The 13,568-nt window shown below is 70.0% G+C and carries 15 protein-coding genes and 1 other RNA gene; 4 read left to right on the forward strand and 12 right to left on the reverse strand.

Going from position 1 to position 13,568, the window contains the following annotated elements; translation table 11 throughout:
- Positions 1–157: 157 nt before the first annotated feature.
- The 5 genes from recR to ffs form a co-directional block, all read right to left on the reverse strand.
- Complete coding sequence (recR, locus tag ASD79_RS01835; protein WP_056719348.1) at positions 158–760, reverse strand: recombination mediator RecR; 603 nt, start codon at positions 758–760, stop codon at positions 158–160.
- Entirely contained in the window at positions 760–1,215 is a 456-nt protein-coding gene (locus tag ASD79_RS01840) for a nuclear transport factor 2 family protein (RefSeq protein ID WP_056719349.1), read from the reverse strand. The genes recR and ASD79_RS01840 overlap by 1 nt, the downstream gene beginning before the upstream one ends.
- A gap of 136 nt (positions 1,216–1,351) precedes the next feature.
- Complete coding sequence (locus ASD79_RS01845) at positions 1,352–1,681, reverse strand: YbaB/EbfC family nucleoid-associated protein (RefSeq protein ID WP_056719350.1); 330 nt, start codon at positions 1,679–1,681, stop codon at positions 1,352–1,354.
- A gap of 164 nt (positions 1,682–1,845) precedes the next feature.
- On the reverse strand, positions 1,846–3,681 hold the full coding sequence (locus ASD79_RS01850; protein ID WP_056719351.1) for a DNA polymerase III subunit gamma/tau: 1,836 nt from the start codon (positions 3,679–3,681) through the stop codon (positions 1,846–1,848).
- A gap of 97 nt (positions 3,682–3,778) precedes the next feature.
- Positions 3,779–3,871: signal recognition particle sRNA small type (gene ffs, locus ASD79_RS23085), an RNA gene on the reverse strand.
- 193 nt (positions 3,872–4,064) lie between these two features.
- On the opposite strand from ffs, the gene nudC reads away from it, so the two are divergent.
- Positions 4,065–5,033, forward strand: a complete 969-nt coding sequence (gene nudC / locus ASD79_RS01855; protein ID WP_056719352.1) for an NAD(+) diphosphatase — start codon at positions 4,065–4,067, stop codon at positions 5,031–5,033.
- Between the two features lie 160 nt (positions 5,034–5,193).
- Here the strand turns inward: nudC and ASD79_RS01860 are convergent, their stop codons facing one another.
- The 3 genes from ASD79_RS01860 to ASD79_RS01870 all read right to left on the reverse strand — a co-directional run bounded on the left by ASD79_RS01860 (position 5,194) and on the right by ASD79_RS01870 (position 7,334).
- Positions 5,194–5,613: an MAPEG family protein gene (locus tag ASD79_RS01860; RefSeq protein ID WP_156400363.1), complete on the reverse strand. Its 420-nt coding sequence runs from the start codon at positions 5,611–5,613 to the stop codon at positions 5,194–5,196.
- Between the two features lie 123 nt (positions 5,614–5,736).
- Complete coding sequence (locus ASD79_RS01865; protein WP_056719354.1) at positions 5,737–6,585, reverse strand: prephenate dehydratase; 849 nt, start codon at positions 6,583–6,585, stop codon at positions 5,737–5,739.
- Complete coding sequence (locus tag ASD79_RS01870) at positions 6,582–7,334, reverse strand: 3-deoxy-manno-octulosonate cytidylyltransferase (RefSeq protein ID WP_056719355.1); 753 nt, start codon at positions 7,332–7,334, stop codon at positions 6,582–6,584. The genes ASD79_RS01865 and ASD79_RS01870 overlap by 4 nt, the downstream gene beginning before the upstream one ends.
- Positions 7,335–7,493: 159 nt before the next feature.
- Between ASD79_RS01870 and ASD79_RS01875 the strand changes: the two genes are divergently transcribed.
- Positions 7,494–8,147, forward strand: a complete 654-nt coding sequence (locus tag ASD79_RS01875; RefSeq protein ID WP_056719356.1) for a cytochrome c family protein — start codon at positions 7,494–7,496, stop codon at positions 8,145–8,147.
- Positions 8,148–8,316: 169 nt separating this feature from the next.
- Positions 8,317–8,826 carry a co-chaperone YbbN gene (locus ASD79_RS01880; protein WP_056719357.1) on the forward strand — a complete coding sequence of 170 codons (510 nt, stop codon included), beginning with the start codon at positions 8,317–8,319 and terminating at the stop codon, positions 8,824–8,826.
- A 118-nt stretch (positions 8,827–8,944) separates the two neighbouring features.
- On the opposite strand, the gene ASD79_RS01885 is transcribed toward ASD79_RS01880, so the two are convergent.
- Both ASD79_RS01885 and ASD79_RS01890 read right to left on the reverse strand, forming a co-directional pair.
- Entirely contained in the window at positions 8,945–9,790 is an 846-nt protein-coding gene (locus tag ASD79_RS01885; protein WP_056719358.1) for an NlpC/P60 family protein, read from the reverse strand.
- The gene (locus ASD79_RS01890; protein WP_056719359.1) at positions 9,787–11,211 is read right to left on the reverse strand and encodes a M17 family metallopeptidase; all 1,425 of its coding nucleotides are present in this window, start codon (positions 11,209–11,211) and stop codon (positions 9,787–9,789) included. Before ASD79_RS01890 ends, ASD79_RS01885 begins: the two co-directional genes overlap by 4 nt.
- 86 nt (positions 11,212–11,297) lie before the next feature.
- Here ASD79_RS01890 and ASD79_RS01895 point away from each other — a divergent pair, with 86 nt between their 5' ends.
- Entirely contained in the window at positions 11,298–12,122 is an 825-nt protein-coding gene (locus ASD79_RS01895) for a tetratricopeptide repeat protein (protein ID WP_056719360.1), read from the forward strand.
- Positions 12,123–12,138: 16 nt separating this feature from the next.
- Here the strand turns inward: ASD79_RS01895 and ASD79_RS01900 are convergent, their stop codons facing one another.
- Entirely contained in the window at positions 12,139–12,483 is a 345-nt protein-coding gene (locus tag ASD79_RS01900; protein ID WP_056719361.1) for a hypothetical protein, read from the reverse strand.
- A 108-nt stretch (positions 12,484–12,591) separates the two neighbouring features.
- Positions 12,592–13,563 carry a type II secretion system F family protein gene (locus ASD79_RS01905; RefSeq protein ID WP_056719362.1) on the reverse strand — a complete coding sequence of 324 codons (972 nt, stop codon included), beginning with the start codon at positions 13,561–13,563 and terminating at the stop codon, positions 12,592–12,594.
- Positions 13,564–13,568: the final 5 nt, after the last annotated feature.

Genomic DNA, 13,568 nt, shown 5'->3' on the forward strand with positions numbered 1-13,568 from the left:
ATCGGGAAAGCCAAGTCCTCCCCCCGTGGGGGAGGTGTCGGCGAAGCCGACGGAGGGGGGAGTGATCGGCAGGCGACCACACCTCCGATCGACGATCCTATAACTCCCCCCACCGATCGCTTCGCGATCGCCTCCCCCACAGGGGGAGGACTTTAAGTTAAGCCGGCCGTCTCGCCCGCAGCGCCTGGGCGATCGTCCCGTCGTCCAGCCAGTCCAAGTCGCCGCCGACCGGCACGCCACGCGCCAGCATGGTCACCGACACCCCGGTCGTCGCCAGGCGATCGGCCAGGTAGTGGGCGGTGGTCTGGCCGTCGACCGTGGCCGGCAGGGCCAGGATCACCTCGGTGATCTCGCCGCCGGTCGCCCGGCTCAGCAGTTCGCCCACCCGCAGCGCCTCGGGCCCGATCCCGTCCAGCGCCGACAGCAGGCCGCCCAGCACGTGGTAGCGGCCCTTGAACGACTGGCCGCGCTCCATGGCCCACAGCGAGCCGACCTCCTCGACCACGCACAGCAGGCGCGGGTCGCGGCCGCGGTCGGCGCAGATGGCGCAGGGATCGGAGGTGTCCAGCGAGCCGCAGGTCGAGCAGGTCCGCACCTTGGCCTGGGCGTCGACCAGGGCGGCGGTGAGCGGAGCGAGCAAAGTGTCCCGCTTCTTGAGAAGCGCCAGCGCCGCGCGCCGGCCCGAGCGCGGACCCAGCCCCGGCAGCTTGGACAGCAGGGCGATGAGGCGCTCGATCTCGGGTCCGGCGGAGGCGGCCATCAGGGTTTCGCCACCCGCGTGACCTGCGAATAGACCACCCGCCACTGGCCGTCGCGCCTGGCCCAGGTGTCGACGAACCGCACGACCAGGGCGAAGCGCTGGCCGCTGTCCGTGCCGGTCATGTTGACCCGGCCGCCGAGCAGGGCCGTGTCGCCGAGGACCTTCTCGACCGGCTCCTCGATGGTGAAGGGATCGAGCTTGAAGCCGGGGGTCACATAGTCGGCGATCAGCCGGGCCTTGTCCTGGACCTGACCCGCGCCGTTGACCAGCACGTAGTCGTCGGCCACCAGCCGTTCCAACGCCGCGCGGTCGCCATGCACCTGGGCCTCGTCATAGGCGTGGGCGGCGGCGGCCAGGTCGGCCGGCAAGGGCGCGGCCACCGCTAGGCCGGGCGCCAGCAGGGCCAGGATGGACAGGACGGCGAAGCGCCGGAAACGAGTTTGGACGGCAACCATCAGCGTGATCTCATCCCATTGAGTGTGTTGAGCCGGCCAGACTGGGCGGATCGGACCCGTCCCGAAAGAACCGATCTGCCAACCGCCCCGAATCGTCCCGCCAAGAGCATCCGGAGACGGATGCCAGGGCCGCCCGCTAGAACTTCATCCCCGGCATGCCGCCCATCAGGCCCGCCATCGGGCCGGCGGCCTCTTGCATCATCTGGGCCTGGGCCGCGTCCAGCTTGCGCTTGGCGTCGGCGTGGGCGGCGACGATCAGGTCGGCGATGACCTCGCCCTCGCCCGGCTCGACCAAGGTCTCGTCCAGCACCACGCGGGCCAGTTCGCCATTACCCCGCAGGGTGACGGTGACCATGCCGCCGCCGGCCGTGCCGTCCACGGTCAGTTCGGCCAGCCGCGCCTGGGCGTCGGCCAGTTTCTGCTGCATGGCCTGGGCCTGCTTCATCAGGCCGCCGAGGTCTTTCATGGTTCAAGCTCCAACTTCAAACGTGGCTCTCCCTCCCCCTGGAGGGGGGAGGGGCAGGGGTGGGGGTGGCGCCGCTGGTGGACACACTGCATCGCGGCGAAACCCTAAACGCTTCCACCCCCATCCCCGACCCTTCCCCCTCCAGGGGGAAGGGAGAAAACAAACTAGTCTTCCAGCTCGTCCGGCTCGATCGGCGGCGCCTCGGGCGTCAGGATCTTGCGGACCTCGACGATCTCGGCCCCGGGAAAGGCGTCCAGCACCGCGGCGACGAAGGGGTCGGCTCTGATCGATGCAAGTTCCTCCTTCTCTTCGCGCTTCTGGCGCTCGAGCAGGCTCTCGGCCCCGCCGCCGCCCTCGGCCGCCACCAGCCAGGGCTGGCCGGTCCATTCCTTCAGCGCCCGCACCAGCCGGCCGGCCAGATTGCCGGGCGCGTTGGGGGCGGGTTCGAAAGTGATCGCCCCGGGACGGAAGCTGATCGGCCGGACAAACTGCTCGACGTCGAGGCGCAGGCCGATGTCGCGCTTCTCGGCGATCAGCCGCACCACGTCCTCGAACGACGACAAGACCGGAGCCGCCGAGGCGACTGGAGCGGCCATCACCCGGGCCTGGGCGTTGACCGCCCCGCCGGCCTGGCCGCCGCCCATGGAGCCGCCGCCGCCGCCCGGACCGCCGCCCATGGGGGCGCCGTCGCGCAGCGCCTTCAGCGCCTCTTCCGGACCCGGCAGGTCGGCGGCGTAGCACAGGCGGATCAGCGCCATTTCGGCGGCGGCCATGGCGTCGGGCGCGCGGCGCACCTCGTCATGGGCCTTGAGCAGCATCTGCCACAGCCGCGACAGGGTCCCGGCCGAGGTCTGGGCCCCGATCGCGGTCAGGCGCGCGGCCTGTTCCTTGGGCAGGGTCAGGGCGTCGGGCCCCAGGGCCTTGGCCACCGAGGCGCCGTGGCAGTGGTCCAGCAGGTCCAGCATGACCACGGCCGGGTCGGCCCCGAAGCCCCACAGGGCGCGGAAGCCGGCCAGCGAATCGCCCGGCTTGCCGCTCATGACGTTCTCGAACAGGGCGATGGTCTGGCCGCGGTCGGCCAGGCCCAGCATGTCGCGAACCACGGCGGCGGTGACCGTCGAGCCGCGCTCGCCCTGGACGATGGCCTGGTCGAGCAGCGACAGGCCGTCGCGGACCGAGCCCTCGGCGGCGCGGGCGATCAGGGCCAGGCCGTCTTCCTCGACCTTGGCCCCTTCGTTGGCGGCGATGCGGCCGAAGTGCTTGACCAGCACGTCGGGCTCGACCCGGCGCAGGTCGAAGCGCTGGGTGCGCGACAGGATGGTCACCGGCACCTTGCGGATCTCGGTGGTGGCGAAGATGAACTTGGCGTGCGGCGGCGGCTCTTCCAGCGTCTTCAGCAGGGCGTTGAACGCCGCCGTCGACAGCATGTGCACTTCGTCGATGATGTAGACCTTGTAGCGGGCCTCGACCGGGGCGTAGCGCACCCCGTCCAGCAGCTCGCGCATCTCGTCGACCTTGGTGCGGCTGGCGGCGTCCAGTTCCAGCACGTCCATGTGCCGGCCTTCGATGATCGCCTTGCAGTGCCGGCCCTCGACGGTCAGGTCGACCGAGGGCTGGTGGACGGTGTCGGTCTCGTAGTTCAGGGCCCGGGCCAGCAGGCGGGCGGTGGTGGTCTTGCCCACCCCCCGGACGCCGGTCAGCATGAAGGCGTGGGCGATGCGGCCGGTGGAGAACGCATTGGCCAGAGTGCGGACCATGGCCTCCTGGCCGATCAGGTCCTCGAAGGTGCGCGGCCGGTACTTGCGGGCCAGCACGGTGTAGGCGGCGTCGGGGTCGGACGCCTGGCTGGTCATCGGCACGACGGCGGGCGCCGTGACCGGGGCGGCGGCGGGCGCGCCCCCGAAGATGTCGGCGGTGTTCTCGTCGCGCTCGTGTTCGGCCTCGGGGGGCTCATCCCACGGCGGCGCGGAATCGGTCTTGAGGTCGTCGTGGTCGGCCATGGTTCTCAGTGTAGAGCGCTGGAGCACGCAGCAAAAGGCTCGGCCCGCGCTTGCCGGGCAGAAGCTGACAGATTTCACTGGAAGATTTGGGGGAAGGTGGAGACCGGCAGACGACCCGGAGCGAAACTCGTTGTGGCTGCTGCCTCTCGGCCCTGACCAGATTGGCGAGGACTCCGCCCGTCACCGATCTCCAAGGCCTATATCGCGACTCCCGCGCGCCAATGCAAGATCGAGATGCGGGCGTGCGGCGTCGTGACGTCCGTTCGCGGCTGGTCTGGAGCGCCGACTTGATTGCATCAAGTCGGCGCTCCAGGTTTGTCGCAACGCATTTTCTTCACGCGAACCGGAATCCACTTCGCTCGAAAATGCTCTAGAGAAGCGTCATGGCTCTTTCGATCATCACCAACACCTTCGCCGGCAACCCGCTGGACCGCGCCGGCGAACGGCGCGGCGACGAGTCGTGGCTGGCCGAGAAGGCCGCCGACCCGCAGTCGCTGGCCGTGGCCATCTGGAACGGCAAGCCCCTGGTCGAGGACGCGCCACCTCCGGCGGACAAGGGCGGCGACGGCAAGTCGCCGGAAGCCAAGGGCGGCGTCCAGATCGCCTATCTGCGCGCCGACATGGCCAAGGACCTGGCCGCCACGCCCGAGCGGCTGCTGTTCCTGGGGCTGTGGAAGGACATCGCGGTGTTCGCCGTCGACCTGGAAGGCGGCCCCGATCCCGCCGAGGGTCCGTTGCAGGGCCTGGGCCGGTTCGAGGAGCTGCGCGCCATCGCCCCGACCCTGCCGCCGCCCGACGCCGGCATCCTGGCCACCGCCAAGTCGATGTTCGAATGGCGGCGCAAGCACAAGTGGTGCAGCAACTGCGGCCAGGAGACCCACGTCACCGACGGCGGCTGGAAGCGCCAATGCGCGTCCTGCAAGACCGAGCATTTCCCGCGCACCGACCCGGTGGCGATCATGCTGGCCCTGCACGACGGCAAGTGCCTGCTGGGCCGCCAGGCGGCGTGGCCGCCCGGCATGTACTCGGCCCTGGCCGGCTTCGTCGAACCCGGCGAGACCATCGAGGAGGCCTGCGCCCGCGAACTGATGGAGGAGGCGGGCCTGACCGCCACCGCCGTCCGCTACCACTCCAGCCAGCCCTGGCCGTGGCCCTCGTCGCTGATGATGGGCCTGATGGCCGACGTCGACAGCGCCGAGGCCGCCCCCGACCAGACCGAGCTGGAAGCGGTGAAGTGGTTCACCAAGGACGAGGCCAAGGCCCTGATCAAGGGCGAGCTGGAAGGCTTCTTCGCGCCCCCGCCGCTGGCCATCGCCCATCAGCTGATCAAGGCGTGGGCGGAGGAGGCTTAGGCTCAAAGGTCCTCCCCCCATGGGGGGAGGCGGTCGCGAAGCGACCGGTGGGGGGAGTTTTAGGACCTAAGATCCTGAACCGGCCGGCTGCCGATTACGCCCCCCACCGTCGGCTTCGCCGACACCTCCCCCACAGGGGGAGGACCTTGTGTTCTGACCCCTACCCGAACAGCACCATCAGCTCCCGCACCACCATCACCGCCAGGCAGATGGTCGACAACACGAACAGCAGGAACCGCAGGTTCACGATGTTCACCGTCACCTGCACCAGGCTGTGCAGCACGCGCAGGATCACGTAGGCCCAGGCCAGGTGCAGGGCCCAGCCGTCCGCATGGCCGCCGACCTGGATGGCCAGGGCCGCGGCGTAGAAGATGGTCGGCTGCTCCATCAGGTGGTTGTAGTTGTCGGCCGCCTGGCGGGCTCCGGCCGGCAGGCCGTTCAGACTGCCCGGAAACGCCGCGTCCTGCGGCTTGATCCCCGCCTTGCTCATCGCCGGCAGCCGCTGGACGTACATCCACAGCCAGACGGCCAGCGACCAGGCCACCAGCGCCATCACCGGCGCGATCAGAGTGTTCATGATTGTCCTCCCCAGGATCATTTGAGGCAGGTTAGGCGCCGATCGGTCAAATAGCGAAGCTTGCCGTTGCGGCAGGTGTCGGTCGGGGACAGACGCATGCGCCTGTCCCTAGTCAAATCCGACCTATCAGACCCGGTCCCGGAACGGATCGGCCGGATAAACGCCCAGGATCTCGAACTTGTCCGAGAAGAACTTCAGCTCGTCGAAGGCCAGGGCCAGGCTGCGGTCCTCGGGGCGGCCGTCGACCTCGGCGTAGAAGAAGGTCGCCGTGAAGTGACCGCCCTCCATGTAGCTTTCCAGCTTGGTCATGTTGACGCCGTTGGTCGCGAAGCCGCCCAGCGCCTTGTAGAGGGCGGCCGGCAGGTTGCGGACCTTGAACACGAAGCTGGTCACGCAGCGATGGGTGAACGGCGGCGGCTCGGGGGCCTTTTCGGCGGTCATCACCAGGAAGCGCGTGGTGTTGTTGCGCGCGTCCTCGATGTCGCGGGCCAGGATGTCGAGGCCGTAGATCTCGGCGGCCAGGGCGGGAGCCACGGCGGCGCGGGTCGGGTCGGGCTTGAGGGCCAGGGCCTTGGCGGCGCCGGCCGTGTCGCCGGCGCTCTCGTGGGCCAGGCCCAGCTTCTTGAGGCTGTGGCGGCACTGGCTGAGCGCGATCGGCATCGACGAGGCGATCTTCACCGTCTCCAGCGTCACGCCCCTGTTGGCCATCAGCTGGAAGCGGATCGGCTTGAAGCGTTCGCCGATGATCTTCAGGCCCGAAGCCGGAAGCAGGTGGTGGACGTCGGCCACGCGGCCGGCGATCGAGTTCTCGATCGGGATCATGCCCAGCTGGCAGGCCCCGGTCTTGATGGCCTCGAAGGCTTCCTCGAAGGTCGCGCAGGGCACGGCCTCGTAGTCGGGAAAATAGGTGCGGCAGGCCTCATGGCTGTTGGCGCCGGGTTCGCCCTGAAAGGCGATCTTCTTGAGGATGCTCATGCTTGTTTCCCGGCGCCCAGGGTCTTGGCGAACTGGCGCGCCGCTTCGAGGTCGGAAGGGTTGTCGACGGAGATCGGGGCCTCGGCGGCCACGGCGGCCCGCAGGGACAGGCCCAGCTCCATGGCCCGCAGCTGTTCCAGCTTCTCGCGCTTCTCCAGCGGCGAGGGCGGGGCGGCGTTGAAGGCCAGCAGGGCGGCGCGGCGGTAGCCGTAGATGCCGATGTGGCGCCAGATCGGCGCGTCGCCATAGAGGGTGGAGCGGGTGAAATAGAGGGCGCGGCCGGAAAAGCCATCCCGCTCCATGGCCAGCACCGCCTTGACCACGTCCGGGTTGCTCCGGTCGGCGGGCGAGGCCTCGGGAGCGACGACGGTGGCGATGTCGCAGTCGGGATGGGCGCTCAGCAGGTCGGCGCAGGCGGCCAGCACCGCGGGCTGCACGAACGGCATGTCGCCCTGCAGGTTGATGACCACGTCGTGGCGACCCTTGGGGTCCAGCACGTCGAGCGCCGCCAGGATGCGGTCCGAACCCGAGGCCAGGCCGGGGTCGGTCAGCACCGCCTGGCCGCCGGCCTTCTGGACGGCGGCGACGATCTCGATGTCGCCCGCCGCCACGGCCACCGGACCGATTCCCGCCGCCTGGGCCTGGCGCAGCACCCGCACGATCATCGCCACGCCGCCGATGTCGGCCAGCGGCTTGTTCGGGAGGCGGGTGGCCGCCATGCGGGCCGGAATGAGGACGATCGGATTCATGCTGGCGCCGGATACGGGGCAAAACCGTTGCTGCCCGGTTGCGCCTCGGGCGGTAGCGTGTAAGAGACGCGAGCGCAACATGGAGCGCGCGGGGGGAACCTCCGGGCGCGGATTCGGGCCTGTCGTCAGACGGCCCCCAAGAGGCTGGTAAGGCTTTAGATGAGCGACCTGACGTTCAACAAGATCGCTGGCGGCGTGCTGCTGACCGGCCTGATCATTTTCGGTCTGCGGGAAGCGTCGGACATCGTTTTCGCCAAGCACGAAATCGAAAAGCCCGGCTACGAGATCGCCGTCGCCGAAGAGGCCGGTGAAGGCGCCGCCGCCGCCGAGGTCGCGCCCGACTGGGGCAGCGTCCTGCTCGTTCCGGCCAATATCGAGGCCGGCAAGGCGGTCACCGCCAAGTGCGCCTCGTGCCACAGCTTCGAAAGCGGCGGCCCCAACGGCACCGGTCCGGACCTGTGGGACGTGCTGGGCCGCAAGCCCGGCTCGCACGGCGGCTTCGCCTATTCGGCGGCCATGACCGAGTTCGGCGGCAAGCAGCCGGTCTGGGACTACGACCACATCGACCAGTTCCTGAAGGCTCCGGGCAAGTACGTCTCGGGCACCAAGATGACCTTCGTCGGCCTGAAGAAACAGGAAGACCGCATCGCGGTCATCGCCTACCTCCACAGCTTGGGCTCCAAGCTGCCGGTGCCGGCTCCGAAGCCGGCCGGCGCGGCGCCCGCCGCCGCTGACGCCGCGGCGCCGGCCGCCGGTGCTCCCGCCGCTACCGCCGCTCCGGCGACCCCGGCTCCTGCCGCCGCCGCGCACTAGGCCGGCGGCCTTCGCGACAAGCATTCAAAGGCCGTGGGTTCGCCCACGGCCTTTTTGTTTGCCGTGGGTTTAGGCAATCGGGTCCGCCCCACAGCAAAGCTGGTTGCGCGATTTCCCTATTCCGTGAGTAGACTATCGAACCGCACCGTTTCACCGGAACCGTTCGAACATGACGCCTCGCCTCCTGGCCGCCGCGCTCGCCACGCTGATGATCGCCGCCCCGGTATCGGCCCTGGCCGCCAAGGCCCCGAAAGTGGCGCTGAAGTCGCTGGCCGACCTGCCGACCCCGCCCTATCCCTATGACGAGAAGGCCGACGCCGAGGCCGACGTGGCCGCCGCCCTGAAGCGCGCCAAGAAGGCCCACAAGCTGACCCTGATCGATTTCGGCGGCAACTGGTGCGCCGACTGCCGGATCTTCGCCGGCGTCATCGAGCAGCCCGACGTCAAGCCGTGGGTCGACAAGCACTACGAGGTCGTGACGGTGAATGTCGGCCGCTACGACAGGAACATGCAGATCCCGGCCCGCTACGGCGTCGACAAGCTGAAGGGCGTGCCCAGCTTCCTGGTGGTCGACGGCAACGGCAAGCTGGTCAATCCGGGCGCCTTCTTTGCCCTGACCGACGCCCGCAACATGACCCCGCAGTCGATCGTCGACTGGCTGGCCCAGTGGCCGAAGTAGCTAAGCTTGTCATCCCGGACGAGCGCGCAGCGCGACGATCCGGGACCGGCGCGTGAACGCAGGCGCTTCCGGCGGTCCCGGATAAGCCCTTCGGGCTTTCCGGGATGACAAGCCAAGGTTAGGGCCGCCGCCACCCCGTCGGCGCACCGCTGCCGGCCGCCTCGATCCGGGTGATCGCCTCTGCCAGGGGTTCGATCGCCACCGCCATGTGGTGGGCGTTGGCGTGCAGGATGGTGTCGGCGTCCAGCAGGATGGCCACGTGGCCCTTCCAGAACACCAGGTCGCCGCGCCGGCGATCGGCCTCGTTGATCGGCGGGAAGAACGCCAGCTGCATGTCGGTGTCGCGCGGGACCGCCTTGCCGCAGGCGGCCAGGGCCTGCTGGACCAGGCCCGAGCAGTCCAGCCCGAGAGATTCGCGGCCGCCCCACTGGTAGGGCGCGCCCAGGAAGCCCTGGGCCACGGCCACGGGGTCGCCCTGGGCCACGCCCACCGGCGACAGGTGGGCGGCGACGAACCACCCCGTGCCCTCGCCCTTGGCGAACCGGCCCTCGACGGCCTCGATCGCCGTCAGGGCGTTGAGCGAATAGAGGCCCACCGGGCTCGCCTTGATGTCCGGCTCGGCGAAGGCGTAGGTGCGCGGGACCGCGACCTGGTGGGTGGCCGGGGCTCCGGGCGCGGCCAGGTTCTCTTCGGCGACGAAGCCGACATAGCCGTCGCGGGCCGCCTGGCCCCAGGCGAAGCCGTCCTTGACCTCCAGCACCCGAAACAGCTCGCCGAACAGCAGCTGGTCCCATTGCTCGGCCATCGGATCGGCGGCCTTGCGCAGGGCGGCGGTGGGCGTGACCACCTGGCGAAGGCTGGGCGCCGCGTAGCGCTCAGCGCTGACCAGGCCCTGCAGGTCCAGGTCGGCCAGGTCCGGGCGGGCCAGGGTTGTTCTTGGGTCGTTCGGGCGCGGGTCGCTCATGCCCCGGCGCCCTTGGGGAACTTCGCCTTCAGCATGGCGTAGAGGCCGCGGATCACCTGGGCCTCGCCGCCGGCCGGGTGGCCCGGCCTGGCCTTGGGGTTCCAGGCGAAGATGTCGAAATGCGCCCAGACCCCGGTGGTCGGGGCGAAGCGTTGCAGGAACAGGGCGGCGGTCATCGCCCCGGCCTGGGCCCAGGCGTCGGGGTCGTTCTTGAGGTCGGCGATGTCGCTCTCGACCGCTTCGCGATAGCCGTCCCACAGCGGCAGGCGCCAGAGGGGGTCGCGGGCGGCCCGCGCGCCGACCTCGATCTCGCCGGCCAGGTCGTCGTCGGGGGTGAAGAACGGGATCACCTGCGGGCCCAGGGCGACGCGGGCCGCGCCGGTCAGGGTGGCCAGGTCGAGGGTCAGGACCGGCTCCAGTTCCGCCGCCCGGGTCAGGGCGTCGGCCAGGATCAGCCGGCCCTCGGCGTCGGTGTTGCCGACCTCGACGGTCAGGCCCGAGCGGGTGGCCAGCACGTCGCCGGGCCGCATGGCGTCGCCGGCGATGGCGTTCTCGACCACCGGGACCAGCACGCTCAGCGCCACCGGCAGGCCGGCGGCCATCACCATCCGACCCAGGGCCAGGGCGTGGGCGGCGCCGCCCATGTCCTTCTTCATCAGCCGCATGCCCGATGACGGCTTGATGTCCAGGCCGCCGGTGTCGAACACCACGCCCTTCCCCACGATCGCCACGCGCGGATGCGAGGCGTCGCCCCAGCTGATCTCGATCATCCGGGGCGCGCGGGTCGGCACGGCGGCGCGGCCGACGGCGTGGACGGCCGGATAGTTCTCGGTCAGCAGGTCGTCGCCGGTCACCACCGCGATCGTCGCGCCGTACCGCTCGGCGATCTCGCGGGCGATGGTCTCGATCTGCAGCGGCCCCAGGTCATTGGCCGGGGTGTTGATCATGTCGCGAGCCAGGGCGCAGGCGTGGGCCACCGCGCGGACCTCGTCCAGGTCGACCGCCGGGTCCGCGACCAGTCGTCGCGGCTCTTCACCGGTCCGCGGCCGATAGCGGTCGAACCTGTAGGCCCCCAGGGCGAAGGCCAGGGCGATCTGACCGGGGTCCAGCCCCTCGGGCGTCGCCGACAGGCGGAAGTCGCCGGCCGGCAGCCGGCCGGGCAGGGCGCGAAACAGCATGGCGTCGGCCTTGCCCTTCTCGCCCAGGCCGAGCAGCACGCGGTCCACGACCCCTTGCGGGGTCGGCAGGACCAGCACCTGGCCGGCCTTGGCCTTGAATTCCTCCAGAGCCACGAAGCCCTTCACGAAGCTGGGCCGGGCCTCGACGAAGGCGGCCAGCTCGGACTCGTAGAGGCAATGGATGGGCGTCGCCGCCCCATCCTCGGCGGACCGCAGCGAAGGGGCGATGATCGGTTCCGACATGGGCGCGCCTCAGGGGAGGAATTTATGCTTAACGATTCCTTGAGGGCCCCGCGCGAGGATGCGTGACCTTCCGGAGATCCGTCTTCATGTGTCGCAAGCGCGCGCTCCTCGCAACCGTTCTCGCCCCCGCCCTGCTGCTGGCGGTGTCGGGCCATGCCGCGGACAAGCCCGCGCCCGCCACCGTTACGGCCTCCGCGCCGCCCATGACGCCCCCGGCGTCGCGCAAGGCCGGCCCCGCCCAGCGGGCCGAGATGCAGCGCGCCGACCCGCTGATGCGCGCCGCCTTCTGGTCGAACGAACTGGACCTGGACGGCCGCGACCTGGAGGCCGGGGTCGGCCTGTCCCAGGCCCTGCGCGCCCTGGGCCGCTATGACGAGGCCGCCGACGCGGCCAGCCGCGTGCTGATCGCCGCCCCCGACAACTATGACGCCCTGATGGAGCTGGCGCGGGCCAATGTCGCGCGCGGCCAGGGCTTCTACGCCATCGACCCGGCCCGCCGCGCCGCCGCGCTGCAGCCCCGCGACTGGCGTCCGCAGTCGCTGCTGGGCGTGGCCTACGAACAGGCCAAGCGCGACGACGAGGCCGTGGCGGCCCACCGCCAGGCCGTGGCCCTGGCCCCGCTGGAGGCCGCGCCCCTGGCCAACCTGGCCATGCACATGGCGTCGAGCGGCGACCTGTCCGGCGCCGAGACGGTGCTGCGCAAGGCCGCCGCCTTGCCGACCGCGACCATCCAGGTGCGCCAGAACCTGGCCCTGGTGGTCGGGCTGCAAGGCCGCCTCGACGAGGCCGAGCGCCTGGCCCGCCAGGACCTGCCGCCGGAATCCGTGGACAACAACCTGGCCTGGCTGCGCGCCGCCACCGGCCAGTCCAGCCCCACGCGCTCGTGGGACGCGCTGAAGGCCGGGAGCTAGCCTTCCAACTCGCCGGCTATTCGTCGGTGCGGAACCAGAACACCGACTCGGTGTCCGGGTGATCGGAGCAGGATCCCTTGCCGATGATGGTGATCGGCTTCTTCATCGACCAGGCCGACAGCAGGGTCGCCAGCTTGGCCTGGCCGGCCGGCGTCGCCCCATTGAAGGCCCAGCGGTATTCCAGGCCAGGCCCCTGACAGCTCGGCACCGGTCCAGTGCGAACGCCCGCTTGGTTGAACAGCACCTTGCCGTCGTCCATGATGTAGATGATCGACACCAGGCCGCTCTGGCTGTCGGACGCATGGCTTGGTGCGGCCATGGCCACGGCGCCAAGGCACAGGGCCGCCGCGAGGAGCTTCATGTTCCAGTCTCCGTGAAGGCCAGGCTCGAAACGGCCAAGCTTGGTCGGATGATAGCCGGCGTCGCCGCCCTAGCAACCAGAGAGGGATGTTGGCCAAGCCGAATCCCGTCAGCGGTGCTTCAGCACGTCCTGGATCTTGATGATCGCCGGACCCATGATCACGACGAACAGCACCGGCAGGAAGAACAGGATCATCGGCACGGTCAGCTTGGCCGGCAGGGCCGAGGCCTTCTTCTCGGCGGCCGACAGGCGCAGGTCGCGGTTTTCCTTGGCCATCACCCGCAGGGCCGAGCCCAGGGGCGTGCCGTAGCGCTCGGCCTGGATCATCGCCGTGACCACCGAGCGGATGCCCGGGTGGTTGGTGCGCCGGGCCAGGCCTTCATAGGCCAGGCGCCGCTCGGGCAGATAGCTGAGCTCGGCGGTCAGCAGGCTGAGCTCCTCGGCCAGCTCGATCGAGGCCGAGCCGACCTCGGCCCCGACCTTGGCGACCGCCGCCTCGATCGACATGCCGCTTTCGACGCAGATCAGCATCAGGTCTAGGGCGTCGGGGAAGGCCGCGACGATCGACTCGCGGCGCTTCTGGGCGATGTTCTGGATGTAGAGGTTGGGCGCGTAGTAGCCCGCCGTCAGGGCGGCGAAACAGGCCGCCAGCTTCTGGATTGGCAGCAGGCCCAGACCGTTGATCAGGTAGAGGTAGAACGCCGCCACCGACGCGAAGACGAACGGCCCCACGAAGCGGAAGAAGTAGAAGGTCGAGACCGGCTTGGGGCCTCGGAAGCCGGCCTGGGCCAGCTTGTCGACGACCTTGGGGTCTTCCAGCAGCTTGGACAGCTGCAGACGATCGACGACGTTCTTGTACATCCCCTCGTCGGAGTGGCGCAGGGTGCCGCCGCCCTTCTGGGACAGGGCCTCGCGCGAGCGGCGACGCAGCTCCTCGCGGCGGTTGGCGACCGACTTCAGCCGGCCTTCCAGCCCGTTGCTGCTCATCACCGGCGCGGCCAGGGTGACGATGGTGGCGAACACCACGATGGCGATGAACGCGCTGAGCAGGTTCGAGGGATTGGTGAGCATCTCGATCATGGTCG

This window comes from Caulobacter sp. Root655, from assembly GCF_001427665.1.
Classification (GTDB): Bacteria; Pseudomonadota; Alphaproteobacteria; order Caulobacterales; family Caulobacteraceae; genus Caulobacter.